Genomic DNA, 15,655 nt, shown 5'->3' with positions numbered 1-15,655 from the left:
CGTGCCATGACTGACGTTTCGATGTCCACTGCCGAGTCCGCCGGCACGTTCGTGCCCCCCGGCCCCGGCGAGTTCCCGCTGCCCCTCCGCTCGCTGCTCGACGCGGGCGTGCACTTCGGCCACCAGACGAAGCGCTGGAACCCGAAGATGCGCCCGTTCATTTACGGCGCGCGCAACGGCATTCACATCGTCGATCTCGACCAGACGGTGCGCCTCTTCAAGCGCGCGTACGACTTCGTCGTCGACGCGGTCGGCCGCGGCGGCAGCATCCTGTTCGTCGGGACGAAGCGCCAGGCCCAGGACATCGTCCAGGAAGAGGCCCGCCGCTCCGGGATGTACTTCGTCACGAACCGCTGGCTCGGCGGCACGCTGACGAACTTCCGCACGATCAAGCAGGGCCTCGACCGCCTCCGCACGCTCGAGCGCATGAAGGAGGACGGGACGTACGAGCAGTTCGTCAAGAAGGAGGTCGCGCGGATGGAGAAAGAGCGCGATCGCCTGGAGAAGTACCTCGGCGGCCTGAAGGGCATGGGCGGGGTGCCGGCGGCGATTTTCGTGATCGATCCGCACCAGGAGTCGATCGCGGTGAACGAGGCGCGCAAGCTCGGCGTCCAGGTCATCGCGATCACGGACACGAACTGCGACCCGGACCTCATCGACTACGTGATCCCGGGCAACGACGACGCGATCCGGTCGATCCGGCTGATCACGGCCCGCATCGCCGACGCCGCGCTCGAGGGCTCGCAGCGCCGCAAGGACGTGGAGCGCGAGCAGGATCGCGAGCGTCCGCAGCAGGGCGGCCCGCAGCAGGGCGGCGGCCGTCGCGACGAGATCAACGTGTACCAGGGCGGCCGCGGCGGTCGCGGCGGCCGTGGCGGTCGCGGCGGCGGCGGCGATCAGCCCCAGCAGTGATCACGCGCCCGGCCGGGCGAGCGTGACGGGAGGGCGCTCCCTTTCGAGCTCGAGGTTTCACCCCTCGCTCGGGGTGGCGCCCTTCCTGCCACCATCGGCCCCCGGGGACCCCTGAGAGCATCCTGTCCACGTTCGGGGCTCCGCTCGGACGAGCCGAGCCGGCGCCCGAACCTCTGAAGATTTCCCCAACACGAACGATACATTTTCCGGAGGAATACGAGCCATGGCCGGCATCAATCCGCAGGCGATCAAGGAGCTCCGCGAGCGTACGCAGGCGGGCATGAGCGACTGCAAGAACGCCCTCGTCGAGGCCGAGGGCGACATGGAAAAGGCCGTCGAGATCATCCTGAAGAAGGGCCTCGCGAAGAGCGCCAAGCGGGCCGGCGCCGTCGCCAGCGAGGGCGAAGTCCGCGCCTCCGTCTCGCAGGACAAGCGCGCCGCCACGCTCGTCGAGGTCAACATCCAGACGGACTTCTCCGCGCGCAGCGACGAGTTCAAAAACTTCGTCGGCGACGTGCTCGCGCTCGCCGCGGCCGCGCCCCTCGGCGCCGACCTCAAGAGCAGCGAGCTCAACGGCAAGAAGGTGAGCGACGTGATCGTCGACCTCACGGCGCGCATCGGCGAGAAGATCGACATTCGCCGCTGGGATCGCGCTGAGGTCCCCGCCGGCAAGTCGGGCCTTTCGCACGCGTACGTGCACCTCGGCGGCAAGATCGGCGTCGTGCTCGCGCTCGAGACCGAGAGCGACGCGATTGCGCAGCACGCCGAGGTCGTGAAGTTCGCCGACGAGACGGCGATGCAGATCGCGGCGATGAACCCGGTCGCGCTCGTCCGCGAGGACATCGGCGACGACGCGAAGGCCAAGCAGAAGGAGATCTTCGAGGGGCAGCTCCGCGAGGACCCGAAGCCGAAGCCCGAGAGCGCGTGGCCCAAGATCATCGAGGGCAAGTTCAACAAGTGGTTCAGCGAGGTCACGCTGACCGAGCAGGAGTCGGTCGTGGTCCCTGGCCAGACGATCGACAAGCTCCGCCAGGCCGCCGAGAAGGCCGCGGGCGGCACCGTGAAGATCGTGCGCTTCGTCCGCTTCGAGCGCGGCGAGGGCATCGAGAAGCCGCAGGGCCCCGACTTCGCATCGGAAGTTGCGAAGATGGCCGGTGGCTGAGAGGGCGCTCCTCGGCGCCGTCTCCGTCGATCTCGACGGGATCTCGCACTACCACCACATCCACGGCCTCGCTCCGCTCGCGGACGAGGCCGTGGCCCGTCACGCCGTCTACGACATCGCCCTCGCCCGCATGGCGGACTTCGCGCGGGCGCACGATCTCCCCCTGACCCTCTTCGCCATCGGCGCGGATCTCGCTAGGCCCGCGAGCGCGGCCAAGCTCGCGGCGCTCGCGGCGCGTGGGCACGTCGTCGAGAACCACTCGTTCTCGCACCGGTACGATCTCACGCGCGGCTCGCCCGAGGAGATCCAGCGCGACATCGCAGCCGGGCAGGACGCGATCGAGCGCGCCACGGGCCGTCGCCCCGTGGGTTTCCGCGCGCCCGGGTACACCGTGACCGACGACGTGCTCGACGCGCTCGAGGCGCTCGGTTTGCGCTTCGATTCGTCGGTGTTCCCGTGCCCCGCGTACTACGGCGCGAAGGCGCTCGTGATGGGCGCGATGCGCCTCGTCGGCCGCACGAGCGCCTCGGTGCTCGACACCCCGCGCGTGCTCGCCGCGCCGATACGCCCGTATCGCCCGGGCAAACCCTTGTTCCGCCCGGGAAACCGCGCCCTCGTCGAGCTCCCGATCCAGGTCACGCCCGGGCTGCGCCTGCCCTTCATCGGCACTTCGATCGCCCTCGCTGGGCCTCGTGTCGCGCGCCTGCTCGCCGCTCCCTGCGCGGGCGAGCCGCTCGTGAACCTCGAGCTTCACGGCATCGATTTCCTCGACGCAGACGACGGCCTCGCGCACCTCGTCCCGCACCAGCGCGAGCTCCGGATCCCGTTCGCACGAAGGCTCGACGCGCTCTCCGCGGCCCTCGACGTGCTCGCGAAGCGTGGCGCGCGGTTCGTCACGCTCGAAGAAGCAGCGAACGAAGTTCCTTAGCTCGACGGGTGGTACCGCACGGCGGCTCCTCCCTCCGCAGCTTGCTTCAGGCTCTCGACGCGCGAGATGCGCTCGGGTGCGATGCCGGAGGCGGCGATGAACTCACGCGCGATCTCGCTCTCGCCGTACGCGAGTTCGTCGGGCGTGCCCGAGGCGACGACCTGACCCTGGATCACGAGGAACGCCTGGTGCGCGATGCGGAACGTGCTCGCCATGTCATGGGAGATCACCACACTCGTCACGCCGAACCGGTCGCGCGTCTCCTCGATGAGATCGTCGACCATGCGGCTCGTCTGCGGATCGAGGCCGCTCGTGGGCTCGTCGTAGATCAGGATCTTCGGCTCCAGCATGAGCGCGCGCGCGAGGCCCACGCGTTTCCTCTGTCCGCCCGAGAGTTCGCTCGGCATGCGCTGCTCTTTGTTCTCGAGCCCGAGCAGGTTCAGCATGCCCACGACCTTGTCGCGGATGTCCTTCTCCGACATCTGCTTGCGGTGCTCCCGCAAGGGGAACGCGACGTTGTCGAAGATGTTCAGCGAGTCGAGCAGCGCGGCGTACTGGAACACCATGCCGAACTTCTGCCGCACGCGGTTCATCTGACGCTCGCCGAGCGGGCCGATGTCCTCGCCGTCGACCCAGATGTGCCCACTCGTGGGTTTTTCCAGGCCGATGAGGAGCCGCAGCAGCGTCGTCTTGCCCGCGCCCGAGCCGCCGATGATCACCGCCGTCTCCTTGCGGCGGAGGTGCATCGTCACGCCCTTCAGGACCTGCGTCGTCCCGAACGATTTCTTCACGTTGTCGACGAAGACGTGATCCTCCGGCGGGATCCGGGGTGCTTGGCTCGTGCCTCCGGCGGACATCGCGCGTGGAGGCTACCACGCGGTCTCGTCCGAGGGGCCCTCGCGCTTGACGCGTGGGGCTTACGGCGGGAAATGTGCCGCATGACCGAGGACATGCTCCGTACCGTGCTCGACACCGCTTCCGTCACGACCGACCCCGAGGGTTGGCTCCGCCTGCCAGAAGGTCAGCTCCTGACGCTGTACGTCGCGCACGACGGCGTCTCGCTGAACATCGCGAAGGTGGAGTCGCTGCGGATCGCCCATGGCGTCATCCGGGCGCGCTCGATCAAGGGCGAGTCGTTTTTCGTGGCGCGCGAGGACCTCTTCGCGGTGAGCGTCGACGGCGGCACGAAGCTCGCCGCGGGCCGCAAAGCGGGCTTCTTGGGTTGAACGCACGAGGCCGAGCGGCCGAGACGCTCGGCGCTCGCGCAGGAGGCGCGCCCGAGGCCGTCCCGCAGCGTCCACGAGGACCGCTGTGGATGTGGCTCGTGGCGCGCCTCGTGGGGCTCCTGCCGTACCACGCGCTGCGCTCGTTCGGCGCGGCGCTGGGCGCGTTCGTGGGCGGGTTATTGCGTGTGCGGCGACGTCATGTCGAGTCCGCGATGGCGCGCGCAGGCGTGCCGGCGCCGAGGCGCGTGGCGGCGGCGATGTACGGCTCGCTCGGCGCAGGCCTGCTCGAGCTCCTCTGGACCGCAGGGAGGCCGAAGGCGCCGCTCGCATCGAAGCTCGTGGTATCGCCGCGCGCCGCGGAGTTTTTCGCGCGCGCGCTCGCGCGTGGGCGTGGTGTCGTGGTCGCGACGGCGCACACGGGCAACTGGGATCTCTCGGCGTGTGCGGCGGCGGCGTGGCTTCGGGAGCACGTGGGTCCGTCGGGGCGCGCGCCGGCCTTGCACGTCCTCACGAAGCGTTTGTCCTGGCGCGCGCTCGATCGCACCTGGCAACACCTGCGCGCCGAACGAGGTGTCCTTCTCGTCGACGCCCGCGGTGCCACGGCCCGCGTGCGGGGAGCGCTCGCCGGTGGCGACGTCGTCGCGATGATGATCGATCAAGCGCCCGAGCGTGCTGCCGGCGTCGCGCAACTCCCGTTCCTCGGAGCGCCTGCGTGGTGTGATCTCGCGCCGGTGCTGATGGCGTCACGCGCGCGTGCGCCGATCGTCGTCGCTTTCGGTCGCCGCCGCGACGATGGCTTGCACGAGCTCGACGCCTTCGACCTGATCGAGCCCGAGGCGCTCGCCACGCGGACCGACGTGGTGCATGTCGCGGCGCGGATCACGGACGCGCTCGCATCGTTTGTCGAGACGTACCCGGCGCAATGGTTGTGGTTGCACCGGCGGTGGAAGGGGTTGTCGAGGGAGAAGAAGCGGTCCTGAGCAGAACGGCGGGCGGCAGCGTCAGAACGTGCCGATCGCGCCGAGGGCCGGGATCGTGTTGCCGCGGAGATCGTACGCGACGGTCGGGCCGAGGCCGCGAAGCTCGAAGCTGCTCGCGGCTTGTTGTTTCTTGGCTTCGAGCTGCTCGCGGTGGGGTGTCGTCGCCAGGTCCACGATGCCGAGCGTGAGCGGCACGAGGAACGCGAACGTGAGGGGGACGAGGCGGGTCGGGTCGTCCCAATCGATCATCGTGCCCGCTGCGAACGAGCCGCCCCGAAGCGCGGTGTAGAGCAGCCCCTTGCCCCAGTCGCCTACGACGAAGCGCGGGACGCTCGGCGTGATCGTCAGGATCGCGCCCATCGCGTACAGCGCGGACTTCGAAGGCTCGACGCTGCAGGCCTCCGTGGCGCCGCAGGCCGCGCTCGCGCCGAGGGAGATGAGGTACGCGGCGCCGGTCGTGACCGTGCCGAGGCCGAAGATGATGCTCGACGCGATGAGCGCGCCGCGGCGGGCCGGATCCGGGGCGTACCGAGGTTTGGGCTTGCGCGGCGCGATCGGTGGAGGCGGGGGCGGGTAGGCGTAGGCGGGCGGAGGCGCCGAGGGGTAGGGGTACGGTAGCGCGTGGGGGAGGGGGCACGCGCCGTGCGCGGACGCGGATGCAGGGGCGCGCGGATCGACGTCGACGCGGCCGCATTCGTAGGCGTGGACTGTGCCGGCGCTCGTCTGCGCGTGAACGTCGACGCCTTCCTCGGGGGTGCGGGTGACGGTCGTGCGGCCGTCGGGGTGCTGGACGATGTGGGGCGGGAGGGGCGCTCCGGGCGGAAGCGGTTCGAGCGTCGGGGGCGGCGCCTGGGCCGAGGCCGTCCCGGCGGTGAGGAACCAGGCGAGCGCCGCGGTCGAGCAGAGCATCGTCTTGCGCATGGCGAGGGCGAAAGGGAGCAAGTTCCAAGCCATACGCGCTTTCCGGGATTGAAGCGAGGGGCCTCGGGCGGGCGCGCGTCGCGGGGGTCGAGGTGTATCTCGCCGGTCGAGCGGGGGCGTGGACTCCGGTTCACGGCGGCGGGGGGCGGAAAGATGAATGTTTGGCCTGGATGGCCGAGCCTTGGTGATAAATTGGCGGCGCGATGGAAGCGGGAAGCCAGTCGACCGACGACATGCCCTGCGCGCGCCCCGAGGACGGCGCGCGACAGAGCGTGCATGCGTCGTGCGAGCTTCTCGAGAGCGAACACGAACGTCATGGCGCGCGCGAAGGGCTCATCCGTGTCTGGACCTGACTCGGGCGATCGCGCCGTCGACGTCGCGCTGAAGCTCGCCGAAGAGCTCTTCGGCTTCGGCTCGAGCGGCGCGACACCCGGCTGGGTGCGCGATCGCGTGCGTCGTTACCTCGAACATCAGTCGTACAGGAGCGGCCTGTCGATGAACGCGGTCGCGCGGGAGCTGCTCAAGGACAAGACCGCGGTCGAGCAGATCGTCACCTCGCTCCGCGTGGGCGAGACGCGCTTCTACCGCGACGGCGCGCAGTGGGAGGTGATCGAGCGCCAGCTCGAAAAGCTCTTCCCCGCGGACGTGGAGCTCGCGGTGCTCTCGGCCGGCTGCAGCACGGGCGAAGAGGCGTACACGATGGGCATGTTGCTCACGGCGGCGCGTCGGCGCTTCCGCGTGCTCGGCGTGGATCGTTCGGCCGAGGCGATCGCGGTCGCGCGCGAAGCGACGTACGGGCGCGAGGCGGCGCGCGACATCCCGCCCGCGTGGGTCGAGCGCTTCTGCGACGAACAGAACGGCCGCCTGCGCGTCGGGCTCCTCGTCCGCAACGCGGTCGAGTTCGAGGAGTGCGACCTCGTCAAGCGCGTGCCGCAGGGGCCGTTCCACATCATCCTGTTCAAGAACGTGCTGCTCTACCTGACGACGCAGGCCGGCGAGCAGGTCGCCACGCGGCTCGCGAACGAGCTCGAAGACGGGGGCCTTCTGTTCTCGGCCGCGAGTGAGGTCCTGCGCCTGCGCAGCATGGGCCTCGAACCGTTCCGGCTCGCGCAGACCGTCACCGCGCTGCGCCCCCCGAAGCGACGACCATGACCGCCGAGGTGAAGGATCCGACGGGCGTGCTCGTGGATCTTCGCCGCGAATGGTCCGCGCGCCGCGCCGAGCTCGAAGCGCTCGTGCCATCGGGCAACCACGCCGCGCCGCTCGACGCGTGTGGGCTCGTGCTCGGGCGCAAGCACGCGCGCGTCTGTGACGAGCTGCTCACGCAGCTCTTCGAGATCCTGCGGACCGAGGCGCGCGAGGGGCGCCTGCGTTTGCCCGGCGGCGAGCCTGCGCCGAAGGAAGTCGCGGGCGCGTTCGAAGAGGTCGCGCTCGGCGGCGTCGGTGGATACGGGCGCGGCGCGCTCGCGCTCGGCAGCGACCTCGACGTGCGGCTCCTCGCGCGCGACCTCGGCGCCGCCGCGTCCGTGGCGGAGGCGCTGCTCTACCCGCTCTGGGACATGGGCGTGACGATCGGCCATCAGGTCGGCAAGGTCGAGGCGCTCGTGGAGGCGGCTCGCACGGACCTGCCCACGGCGACGAGCTTGCTCGATTACCGGCACATCACGGGGAGCCGCGCGCTCTCGGATGAGCTGAAGACGCGGTGCGACGCCGGGCTCTTCGCGCACACGGAGCTGCCTCGGTTCCTCGCGCAGCTCGAGGACGAGGTGCGCGAGCGGCACGCGCGGTTCGGCGGGTCGGTGTATCTGCTCGAACCCGATGTGAAGAACGGGGCGGGGGGCCTGCGGGATCTCGACATCGCGTGCTGGGCGGGAAAGGCGCGCTTCGGCGTGCACGAGCTCGACGATCTCGTGCGCGTAGGAGCGCTCTTGCCGCGCGAGTCGGCGGAGATCGCTGCTGCGCGCGAGCTGCTCTTCCGCATCCGGAACCTGCTCCACGCGCACGCGGGGCGGCGCAGCGACAGGCTCACGTTCGACGAGCAGGAGTCGATCGCGTCGCTGCTCGGCTACGGCGAGGGCGGCGAGGCCGTCGAGAAGATGATGAGCGCGTACTACCGCAGCGCGCGCATCATCTCGAGCGCGCGGGAGACCATGCTCGCGCGCGCCGCGCCGCTGCTCGGCAAGAAGAAGCCGCGCGAGGAGGACCTCGGCGGCGGCGTGCGCATGTTCGACGGCTGCGTGACGATGAGCGAGCTCGAGCTCGTTACGAAGGAGCCCGCGCTCGCGTTGCGCATGCTCGCGGCGGCCGTCGAGCGCCGCGCGCCGCTCCTGCCGTGGGCCCGCGACGCCATCGCGCGCGCCGCCGCGGATCCTTCCTGGACCGAGAGCCTGCGCGAGAGCCCCGAGGCCGCGCGCCTCTTCTGCGCGCTCGTCTCGACCACGGAGGAGACCCGCTTGAAGCGCGGCTCTCCGCTCGCGGAGATGCATGACCTCGGGCTCTTGCTCGCGATGATCCCCGAGTTTCTGCCCGTCGTTGGGCGCGTGCATCACGACGTCTACCACGTGTACACGGTCGACGTTCACTCGGTGGCCGCCGTCGACAGGCTCGCGGCGCTCGTGCGCGGAGAGCTCACGGCCGAGCACCCGCTCGCGTGCCGCCTCGCCGCCGAGGCGACGCGCAAGACGATGCTCTTCTTCGCGACGCTCCTGCACGACGTGGGCAAGGCGATCGGCGGCAAGGATCACAGCGAGCGCGGCGCCGTCATGGCCGACGGCATCCTGAAGCGCCTCGGCTTGCCGGCCGAGGACGTCGCGGCCGCGTGCCACCTCGTGCGCCAGCACCTCGTCATGTACCACGTGGCGACCCGCAGGGACCTCGACGATCCCGCGACGATCGAGGAGTTCTTGCGCGTGATCCCCGACCGGGACTCGCTCTCCGAGCTCTACCTGCTCACCGTCGCCGACCTCTCCACGACGAGCCCGACGTCGATGACCTCGTGGAAGGCGCGCATGCTCGACGAGCTCTACCTCGCCGCCGATCGCGCGCTCGCCGGCAACCCCGGCGAGGACGAGCGCTCCGCCCGCGCGCAGTCGGCCGTGCTCGACGCCGCGCTCGCGCTTCCCGCGTCCTCGGACGAGGAGCGGGCCGCGCGGCAGGCGTTCGTCCCGACGTACCTCGCGTCGATGCCCGAGCGGTACCTGCTCTCGAACGCGCCCGCGGCGATCGCCTCGCACGCGGAGCTCGCTCGCAAGCACGAGGGCCGGACGGTCAGCGTCGCGCTTGTCCCTTCCCGGCACCCGCAGGCCGCCGAGATCTGCGTCGTCGCCGCGGATCGACCGGGCCTGCTCGCGTCGATCACGGCGGCGCTCGCGGCCTCGCGCCTCGAAGTGCACGCCGCGCAGATCCACTCGCGGCATCTGCCGGGCGGCGCGGTCGAGGCCGTCGACCTCTTCTGGGTGCGCGATCGTGCCGAGGGGGTCGAGGGCGTCGCGCGCGCGTTGCCGGTGCTCGTGCGGGACCTCGACGCCGTGCTCGAAGGCCGCACGACCACGGCGGAGCTTGCGAGCAAGCGCGGCAAGAGCGCGCTGCCACGGCGGGCGACGCCGCGCGTGCGCACGCAGGTCTCCATCGACGATCGCGCCTCGCCGCGGCACACGGTCCTCGAGGTGATGACCCGGGATCGCCCGGGCCTCTTGCACGCCATCTCCGACGCGCTTTACCGCCTCGGCCTCAGCATCGTCGTCGCCAAGATCAACACCGAGGGCATGCGCGCGGCCGACGTGTTCTACGTCAGCGAGGCGGACGGCGGTAAAGTGGCGCCGGGCAAGCGTGCCGCCGAGGTGCGGCAAGGAATCGAGTCGGTGCTCGAATCGCTCGAGCAAGAAGGAAACAGCGGGCCATGGTCTTCTCCTCCTCCTCCTCGCACAGAGCGATGAGAGCCTTCCTCCTCCCTTGCGCCACGGCGCTCCTCCTCATGGCGTGCGGCGGCAGCACGCCGCCGCCGAAGGATCCCGATCTCGTCGCCGATCCGCCGCTCGGCGGGAACGAAGGCATCAACGAGGGCGCCGCGCAGACCGACTTCCAGCGCGCCGTGGCCTACATCGACAAGGAGCAGTACGCGGCCGGCAAAGTCCACCTCGAACGCGCGCTCAAGGCGTCGCCGGACAACGCCGAGGCGCACGCGTACATGGGCCTCGTGCTCGAAAAGGAGAACGACCTCGCCGGCGCCGAGGCGTCCTACCTCGCCGCGCTGAAGCTCAAGCCGGGGCTCGCCGCGGCCGCGCAGAACCTCGCGGCGATCTACCTCTCGACGAGCCCGCCGCGCACCGACGACGCCATCAAGCACCTCCGCGCGGCGCTCGAAAAGGTGCCCGGTGATGTCGGCATGTTGCGCAACCTCGGCTACGCGCTCGGCCTGAAGGGCGACGTCGAGGGCGCGTCGAAGGCCTACGACACGGCGATCGCGAAGGGCGACACCGTCGAGGTGCGCTTCGAGTACGCCGCGATGCTCGCCGAGGCGAAGCAACACGAGAAGGCCGTGCCGCACCTGAAGAAGGTCCTCGAAGGCACGAAGGACGACCCCGCGATGCTCGTCACGGTCGGTCGCATGCTCGGCTACGGCAAGGCGTTCGGCGACTGCGTGGCCGCGTTCGACCGAGCGATCAAGCTCAAGGCGACCGACCCCGAGTGGTTCGTCCGCCGCGGCACCTGCAAGCACGAGCTCGGCGACGAGGCCGGCGCGCTCGCGGACTACCAGGAGTCCGTGAAGGTGAAGCCCGACTACGCCGCGGGGTACTACTACATGGGCCTCGCACAGCTCGCGCTCCAGAAGCCGCAGAGCGCCGAGTTCTCCATGGGCAAGGCCGTGGAGCTCGGAAAGGACGCGCCGATCGGCAAGGCCGCGAAGGACAAACTCCGCGAGATCAAGGCGATCAACAAGCGCTGATCACGCCTTCGGCGCGCGCCTCTGCTGCACGTACGCGGCGATCGAGACGAGTGCGCCGAGCGCGAGGGCCCCGACGAGGAGCTCGGTCGGGATGTCGAGCTCCTTGCCCACGACCGCGATCACGTAGATGCGCGGCGCCCGCCCGAGCCCCACGGCCACGGCGTATCGCCACGCCGGGTACCCCGTGAGCGGCATCAAGACACGCACGATGATGAACGGCAGCGGCAGCGCCGCGAATGCCGCCGTCGTCAGGAACGGCGCGACCTTCACCCAGCCTTCTGCGCGCTGGAAAAGCGGCTTCTTCCGGATCTCCGCGAGCGCCTTGATCTGGAAGGTCGTGCGCACGAGCCGATGATCCACGAACGCCGCGCTCGCCGCCGCTACGGCCGCGACGAGCGCAAGGGCCCACGGCGGCGCTGTCTTCGCGGCCAGGAGCGTCGCGGGCGTCAGCGGTTGTGGCACGAAGCCAGCGAGCACCATCAGCCCGAAGAACATCGCGAGCGCGGGCACGACGTTCGGCACCTGGGCATCGTGCGGCGAGCCGGCGGGCACCGCAAGCGCCCGCCCTCACACGTCTCGTTCAGGCGCCGAGCAGGGAAAGAATGCGCTCGAGTTCGTCGAGCGATCCGTACGCGATCGCGATCTCGCCGCTCCCGTCCTTGTCGCGCACCTCGACCTTCGCGCCGAGCTTGCGCATGAGCCGCGCTTCCAGGTCCTTCACCCCCGGCGACTTCGGCGCGGGCGCGTCGGCCTTCGTGCCTTTGCCTCCGCCGCCCTCCTTCGGGCCGCGCGAGGTGCGCACGAGTTCTTCGACCTTCCGCACCGGCAACCGACCCCGCACCGCCTTGTCGGCGATCTCTTCCATCGCCTTGTCGTCGGGCGCGCCGAGCAGCGCGCGCGCGTGGCCCTCGGTGAGGTCGCCGCCGATCACCATCGAGCGCACGCGCGCGGGCAGCTTCAAGAGCCGCAGGCTGTTCGTCACCGTCGTGCGGTTCTTGCCCACGCGCTCCGCGAGCGATTCCTGCGTGTAGCCGTGCTCCCGGAGCAGCCTGTCGAAGGCCTCAGCAAGTTCGATCGGGTTCAGGTCCTCGCGCTGCACGTTCTCGACGAGCGCGAGTTCGAACGCCTCCTTCGGCGAGACGTCCTTCACGACGACGAGCACGTCCTTCAGGCCCGCGCGTTGCGCCGCGCGCCACCTCCGCTCGCCCGCGATGATCTCGTACTTGTCGGCGCCCGCCTGCGCGCGGCGCACGACGATCGGCTCCAGGATCCCGTGCTCCCGGATCGACGCGGCGAGCTCTTCGAGCGCCTCGTCGTCGAAGTGCTGCCGCGGCTGACCGGGCTGCGGGCCGATGCGCTCGATCGGGCACGTGAACACGCTCTTGTCGCCGTACGACGCGCCGGACGGCGACGGGGGCGCGGCGGCGGGCAGGAGCGCGTCGAGCCCGCGTCCGAGGGCGCGGCGCGGCGCGTTTTTCGGATCCGTGCTCATGGCCTCGGCCTCGCGGCTTTGCCTTTCGGCCGGTTCACGTCGAGGATCTCGCGCGCCAGGCTCAGGTAGCCCTGCGCGCCTTTCGACGAGGCGTCGTAGAGCAGCACCGGTTTCCCGTGCGACGGCGCCTCGGAGAGCTTCACGTTGCGCGGGATGATCGAGTCGAAGACCTTGAAGTGACCCTTCACCTCGTCAGCGACCTGGTGCGTCAGCGAGGTCCGCCCATCGTACATCGTGAGCACGATCCCCTCGACGCCGAGGTCCGGGTTGAAGGCCGCTTTCACGCGGTCGATGGTCGCCATCAGGTACGTGAGCCCCTCCAGCGCGTAGTACTCGCACTGCAGCGGCACGAGCACCCGGTCCGCGGCCACGAGCGCGTTCAGCGTGAGCAGCCCCAGGCTCGGCGGGCAGTCGAGGATCACGTACTCGTAGCCCGCGACGTGGGGCCGCAGCGCGTCACGGAGCTTCGTCGCGCGGTCGGGCGCGTCGACCAGCTCGATCTCTGCAGCCACGAGGTCCTGCGTCGCCGGCACCACGTCGAGCCGCGGCACCGACGTCGAGATCACCGACTCGCGCAGCGTCGAGCGGCCGATGAGCACGTCGTAGAGCGAGCGCTCGATGTTGGGCCGGCGCACGCCGACCCCGCTCGAAGCGTTGCCCTGCGGATCGCAGTCCACGAGCAGCGTCCGCTTCTCGGCTGCGGCGAGGCTCGCGGCCAGGTTCACCGAGGTCGTCGTTTTGCCGACGCCGCCCTTCTGGTTGGCGACGGCATAGATGAGGGGCGAAGGGGCCATGAAATGTGCCGGGAACGCCGCGCCTGAAGGCGCGGTGGAGGGTCGTCCGTCCCGGGGGACGATCCCGTGGATAGCGGCTGATTACACGACCCTCGCCCCCCCGTCGAGGGCACGTCGATCACGTTTTTTTGGCCCTTGACTCACCAGTATCTACAGTGGCGCACATGTCGCTCGCTGTGGGTGCATGTAGGACAACGTCATCGACGTCCACGACGTCGCGCCGTTCCGGGGGCCGAAGGGGCGCTGGGGCGCACGGGCTTCGGCTCGCGAGCGCTCTCGCCACCCACCACGAGTCGACCGCGTGCGACCGCGTGCTCGCGCGTGCCTTTTGGGCCGCGCCGAGCCTGCCCGCGTCTGCCCGCGTCCTGCCGCTTTTCCCGAACCACGACCGCCGATCGACCTGAGCGCTGATTTCGCGCGCGGGCTGCCGAACCTGCGCGCTGCCGAGGAGAGAGCCATGCCGCTGCCGAAGAGCTTCCAGAACTTCGCCGAGTTCGAGCGTGAGATCATCCGCGCGGGTACCCGCGTCAACCTGAGCCTCGAGGACATCGTCGAGGACACCTCCTTCGAGGAGGAGATCGAACTCGACCAGGACGACGATCCCTTCGCTTCGATGCGCGACTTCTGAGGCAGGGGGCCCGCCGCGGGCGGGCCTCCGTCCCCCGATGCGCCCGAGGGAGCGCGGGGCATGAGGACACCCAAGGTGATCCGAAGCCCCGAGCGTCCACCCGATGCCCTCCGGCATCGGACGCATCGGGGGGCCGAGCCCTACGTCTCGCCAGACCTCCTGGGTTGCTTGGACCCGCGGGGGTTCGGGGCGCAGGACACCGAAGGTGATCCGAAGTCCCGAACGTCCACCAGAGCCCCGACGGCGCCTCTCCGTCGGGGCTCTTTTTTTGTCTTCAAACCCGCCCTCGCTTGACCCCTCCCGCCGTGCATGGCATGGCGCCGTTCCTTCCAACGAACGCCCATGCAAGTCACCGTCGAAAAGCTCTCCCCGGTCCTCGTCGAGCTCAAGGTTGAGATTCCTGCCGAGCAGGTTCGCACCGAGGTGGACAAGGCCTACGCCAACCTCCAGCGCTCCGCCCGCGTGAGGGGCTTCCGCCAAGGCAAGGCGCCGCGCCATGTGCTCGCCCATCTTTACGCGGGCAGCATCCACGCGGACGTCGCCCGCCGGCTGGTCGACACCACGCTGAACCGTGCCCTCGCGTCGCAGCAGGTGCAGCCGCTCTCGCAGCCTGACATTGCCCCCGTCGAGCTTCGCCCGGAGGAGTCGTTCTCCTACAAGGCGCGCTTCGAGGTCCGCCCCGACATCGCCGAGGTGAAGTGGGAGGGCTTCGAGGTCAGCCGGCCGAAGACCGAGGTCACGGCCGACGCGATCGACGCCGAGGTCGCGCGCCTCCGCCGCGAGCACGCGACGCTCTCCGCGCCCGAGCCCGAGCGTCCTGCGAAGGCTGGCGACCTCGTGCGCATCGCCTTCACCCTCGACGTCGACGGCAAGGTCCGTGAGGGGAAAGAGCAGGAGATCGAGACCGAGATCGGCAGCGGTCAGGTCTTCAAGGAGATCGAGGACGTGCTCACCGGCATGAACGTCGGCGAGTCCAAGGACGCGACGGTGAGCTTCTCGGAGCGTCACACGAACGAGTCGCTCCGCGGCAAGACGGGCACGTTCCACGTCTTGCTGAAGGAGGTCCGCGAGCGGAACTTCCCCGAGGTCGACGACGAGTTTGCGAAGGACGTGGGCCACGAGAACCTCGAGGCCATGCGCACGGCGCTCTCGGCGAAGATCGAGAAGGAGCTCAAGCAGAAGGCGACCGACTCCGTCGCGGAGAAGCTCGTCTTCGAGCTCTGCAAGGCGAACCCGATCCCGGTGCCGCCCTCGCTCGTCGAGCAGCAGGCGCAGCTCACGGAGCGCGAGCTCGTCACGGCGGCGCGCCGCCAGGGCCAGCGCCTCGAGATGACGCCCGAGCTTCGCGCGCGCGTGCACGCCGACGCCGAGACGAAGGTCCGCGCGGGCTTGCTCATGGCCGAGATCGCGAAGGCGAAGACGGTCCAGGTCACGCCGCAGGACATCGACAAGGGCTACGAGGAGCTCGCCGAGCAGACCGGCAAGAACGTCGCCAAGGTCAAGGCCGAGTACCGCGATCCGAAGAAGCAGGAGATGCTGATCGGCATGATCCTGGAGGACAAGATCCTCGATCTCATCGAGGCCGCCTCGAAGATCACGGAAGCCTGAGAGCTTCGCACTCGATCTGCGGTTTCACGAACGGGCGTGCTGGTGTTCCCAGCACGCCC

At 69.9% G+C, this 15,655-nt stretch carries 15 protein-coding genes; 10 read left to right on the top strand and 5 right to left on the bottom strand.

The window, feature by feature from the left end:
• The first annotated feature begins 6 nt into the window (after positions 1-6).
• From rpsB to E8A74_RS05675, 3 genes are all read left to right on the top strand, one after another.
• A complete protein-coding gene (rpsB, locus tag E8A74_RS05685; protein WP_136927892.1) occupies positions 7-912 on the top strand; it encodes a 30S ribosomal protein S2 in 906 nt (301 codons plus the stop codon).
• A gap of 223 nt (positions 913-1,135) precedes the next feature.
• Entirely contained in the window at positions 1,136-2,074 is a 939-nt protein-coding gene (gene tsf, locus E8A74_RS05680) for a translation elongation factor Ts (protein WP_136927891.1), read from the top strand.
• Positions 2,067-3,002, top strand: coding sequence for a polysaccharide deacetylase family protein (locus tag E8A74_RS05675; RefSeq protein WP_136927890.1), 936 nt, complete (start codon positions 2,067-2,069; stop codon positions 3,000-3,002). The genes tsf and E8A74_RS05675 overlap by 8 nt, the downstream gene beginning before the upstream one ends.
• Here the strand turns inward: E8A74_RS05675 and E8A74_RS05670 are convergent.
• On the bottom strand, positions 2,999-3,859 hold the full coding sequence (locus tag E8A74_RS05670; protein WP_136927889.1) for an ABC transporter ATP-binding protein: 861 nt from the start codon (positions 3,857-3,859) through the stop codon (positions 2,999-3,001). The two genes, E8A74_RS05675 and E8A74_RS05670, sit on opposite strands and share 4 nt — an antisense overlap.
• Before the next feature lie 81 nt (positions 3,860-3,940).
• Between E8A74_RS05670 and E8A74_RS05665 the strand changes: the two genes are divergently transcribed.
• Both E8A74_RS05665 and E8A74_RS05660 read left to right on the top strand, forming a co-directional pair.
• On the top strand, positions 3,941-4,228 hold the full coding sequence (locus E8A74_RS05665) for a hypothetical protein (RefSeq protein ID WP_136927888.1): 288 nt from the start codon (positions 3,941-3,943) through the stop codon (positions 4,226-4,228).
• 89 nt (positions 4,229-4,317) lie between these two features.
• Complete coding sequence (locus E8A74_RS05660; protein WP_136927887.1) at positions 4,318-5,208, top strand: lysophospholipid acyltransferase family protein; 891 nt, start codon at positions 4,318-4,320, stop codon at positions 5,206-5,208.
• A gap of 21 nt (positions 5,209-5,229) precedes the next feature.
• Here the strand turns inward: E8A74_RS05660 and E8A74_RS05655 are convergent, their stop codons facing one another.
• A complete protein-coding gene (locus E8A74_RS05655) occupies positions 5,230-6,150 on the bottom strand; it encodes a hypothetical protein (RefSeq protein WP_136927886.1) in 921 nt (306 codons plus the stop codon).
• Between the two features lie 318 nt (positions 6,151-6,468).
• On the opposite strand from E8A74_RS05655, the gene E8A74_RS05650 reads away from it, so the two are divergent.
• From E8A74_RS05650 to E8A74_RS05640, 3 genes are read left to right on the top strand one after another with little or no spacing between them, the layout of a single operon-like run.
• Positions 6,469-7,281, top strand: a complete 813-nt coding sequence (locus E8A74_RS05650; protein WP_232379391.1) for a CheR family methyltransferase — start codon at positions 6,469-6,471, stop codon at positions 7,279-7,281.
• The gene (gene glnD / locus E8A74_RS05645) at positions 7,278-10,064 is read left to right on the top strand and encodes a [protein-PII] uridylyltransferase (RefSeq protein WP_136927884.1); all 2,787 of its coding nucleotides are present in this window, start codon (positions 7,278-7,280) and stop codon (positions 10,062-10,064) included. The genes E8A74_RS05650 and glnD overlap by 4 nt, the downstream gene beginning before the upstream one ends.
• Complete coding sequence (locus E8A74_RS05640; protein WP_170228882.1) at positions 10,061-11,074, top strand: tetratricopeptide repeat protein; 1,014 nt, start codon at positions 10,061-10,063, stop codon at positions 11,072-11,074. The genes glnD and E8A74_RS05640 overlap by 4 nt, the downstream gene beginning before the upstream one ends.
• Here E8A74_RS05640 and E8A74_RS05635 read toward each other — a convergent pair whose 3' ends face one another.
• The 3 genes from E8A74_RS05635 to E8A74_RS05625 are packed head-to-tail and all read right to left on the bottom strand — an operon-like array spanning position 11,075 to position 13,360.
• Positions 11,075-11,596, bottom strand: coding sequence for a VTT domain-containing protein (locus E8A74_RS05635; RefSeq protein ID WP_136927882.1), 522 nt, complete (start codon positions 11,594-11,596; stop codon positions 11,075-11,077). It lies immediately after the preceding gene.
• 58 nt (positions 11,597-11,654) lie between these two features.
• On the bottom strand, positions 11,655-12,566 hold the full coding sequence (locus E8A74_RS05630; RefSeq protein ID WP_136927881.1) for a ParB/RepB/Spo0J family partition protein: 912 nt from the start codon (positions 12,564-12,566) through the stop codon (positions 11,655-11,657).
• Entirely contained in the window at positions 12,563-13,360 is a 798-nt protein-coding gene (locus E8A74_RS05625) for a ParA family protein (RefSeq protein ID WP_136927880.1), read from the bottom strand. Before E8A74_RS05625 ends, E8A74_RS05630 begins: the two co-directional genes overlap by 4 nt.
• A 328-nt stretch (positions 13,361-13,688) precedes the next feature.
• On the opposite strand from E8A74_RS05625, the gene E8A74_RS54575 reads away from it, so the two are divergent.
• Both E8A74_RS54575 and tig read left to right on the top strand, forming a co-directional pair.
• Positions 13,689-13,988, top strand: a complete 300-nt coding sequence (locus E8A74_RS54575; RefSeq protein WP_232379390.1) for a hypothetical protein — start codon at positions 13,689-13,691, stop codon at positions 13,986-13,988.
• 342 nt (positions 13,989-14,330) lie between these two features.
• Positions 14,331-15,596 carry a trigger factor gene (gene tig, locus E8A74_RS05615; RefSeq protein WP_136927879.1) on the top strand — a complete coding sequence of 422 codons (1,266 nt, stop codon included), beginning with the start codon at positions 14,331-14,333 and terminating at the stop codon, positions 15,594-15,596.
• Positions 15,597-15,655: the final 59 nt, after the last annotated feature.

Origin of the sequence: Polyangium fumosum (genome assembly GCF_005144585.1) — a bacterium.
Classification (GTDB): domain Bacteria; phylum Myxococcota_A; class Polyangia; order Polyangiales; family Polyangiaceae; genus Polyangium; species Polyangium fumosum.
This window is presented reverse-complemented; position numbering and strand designations above follow the sequence as displayed.

Excerpts from the sequence above, each read along its gene's own strand:
- tsf (WP_136927891.1), top strand. The coding sequence starts at position 1,136 with ATGGCCGGCATCAATCCGCAGGCGATCAAGGAGCTCCGCGAGCGTACG.
- E8A74_RS05660 (WP_136927887.1), top strand. The coding sequence starts at position 4,318 with ATGTGGCTCGTGGCGCGCCTCGTGGGGCTCCTGCCGTACCACGCGCTG.
- E8A74_RS05625 (WP_136927880.1), bottom strand. The coding sequence starts at position 13,360 with ATGGCCCCTTCGCCCCTCATCTATGCCGTCGCCAACCAGAAGGGCGGC.
- rpsB (WP_136927892.1), top strand. The coding sequence starts at position 7 with ATGACTGACGTTTCGATGTCCACTGCCGAGTCCGCCGGCACGTTCGTG.
- glnD (WP_136927884.1), top strand. The coding sequence starts at position 7,278 with ATGACCGCCGAGGTGAAGGATCCGACGGGCGTGCTCGTGGATCTTCGC.
- E8A74_RS05630 (WP_136927881.1), bottom strand. The coding sequence starts at position 12,566 with ATGAGCACGGATCCGAAAAACGCGCCGCGCCGCGCCCTCGGACGCGGG.
- E8A74_RS05665 (WP_136927888.1), top strand. The coding sequence starts at position 3,941 with ATGACCGAGGACATGCTCCGTACCGTGCTCGACACCGCTTCCGTCACG.
- tig (WP_136927879.1), top strand. The coding sequence starts at position 14,331 with ATGCAAGTCACCGTCGAAAAGCTCTCCCCGGTCCTCGTCGAGCTCAAG.
- E8A74_RS05640 (WP_170228882.1), top strand. The coding sequence starts at position 10,061 with ATGAGAGCCTTCCTCCTCCCTTGCGCCACGGCGCTCCTCCTCATGGCG.
- E8A74_RS05670 (WP_136927889.1), bottom strand. The coding sequence starts at position 3,859 with ATGTCCGCCGGAGGCACGAGCCAAGCACCCCGGATCCCGCCGGAGGAT.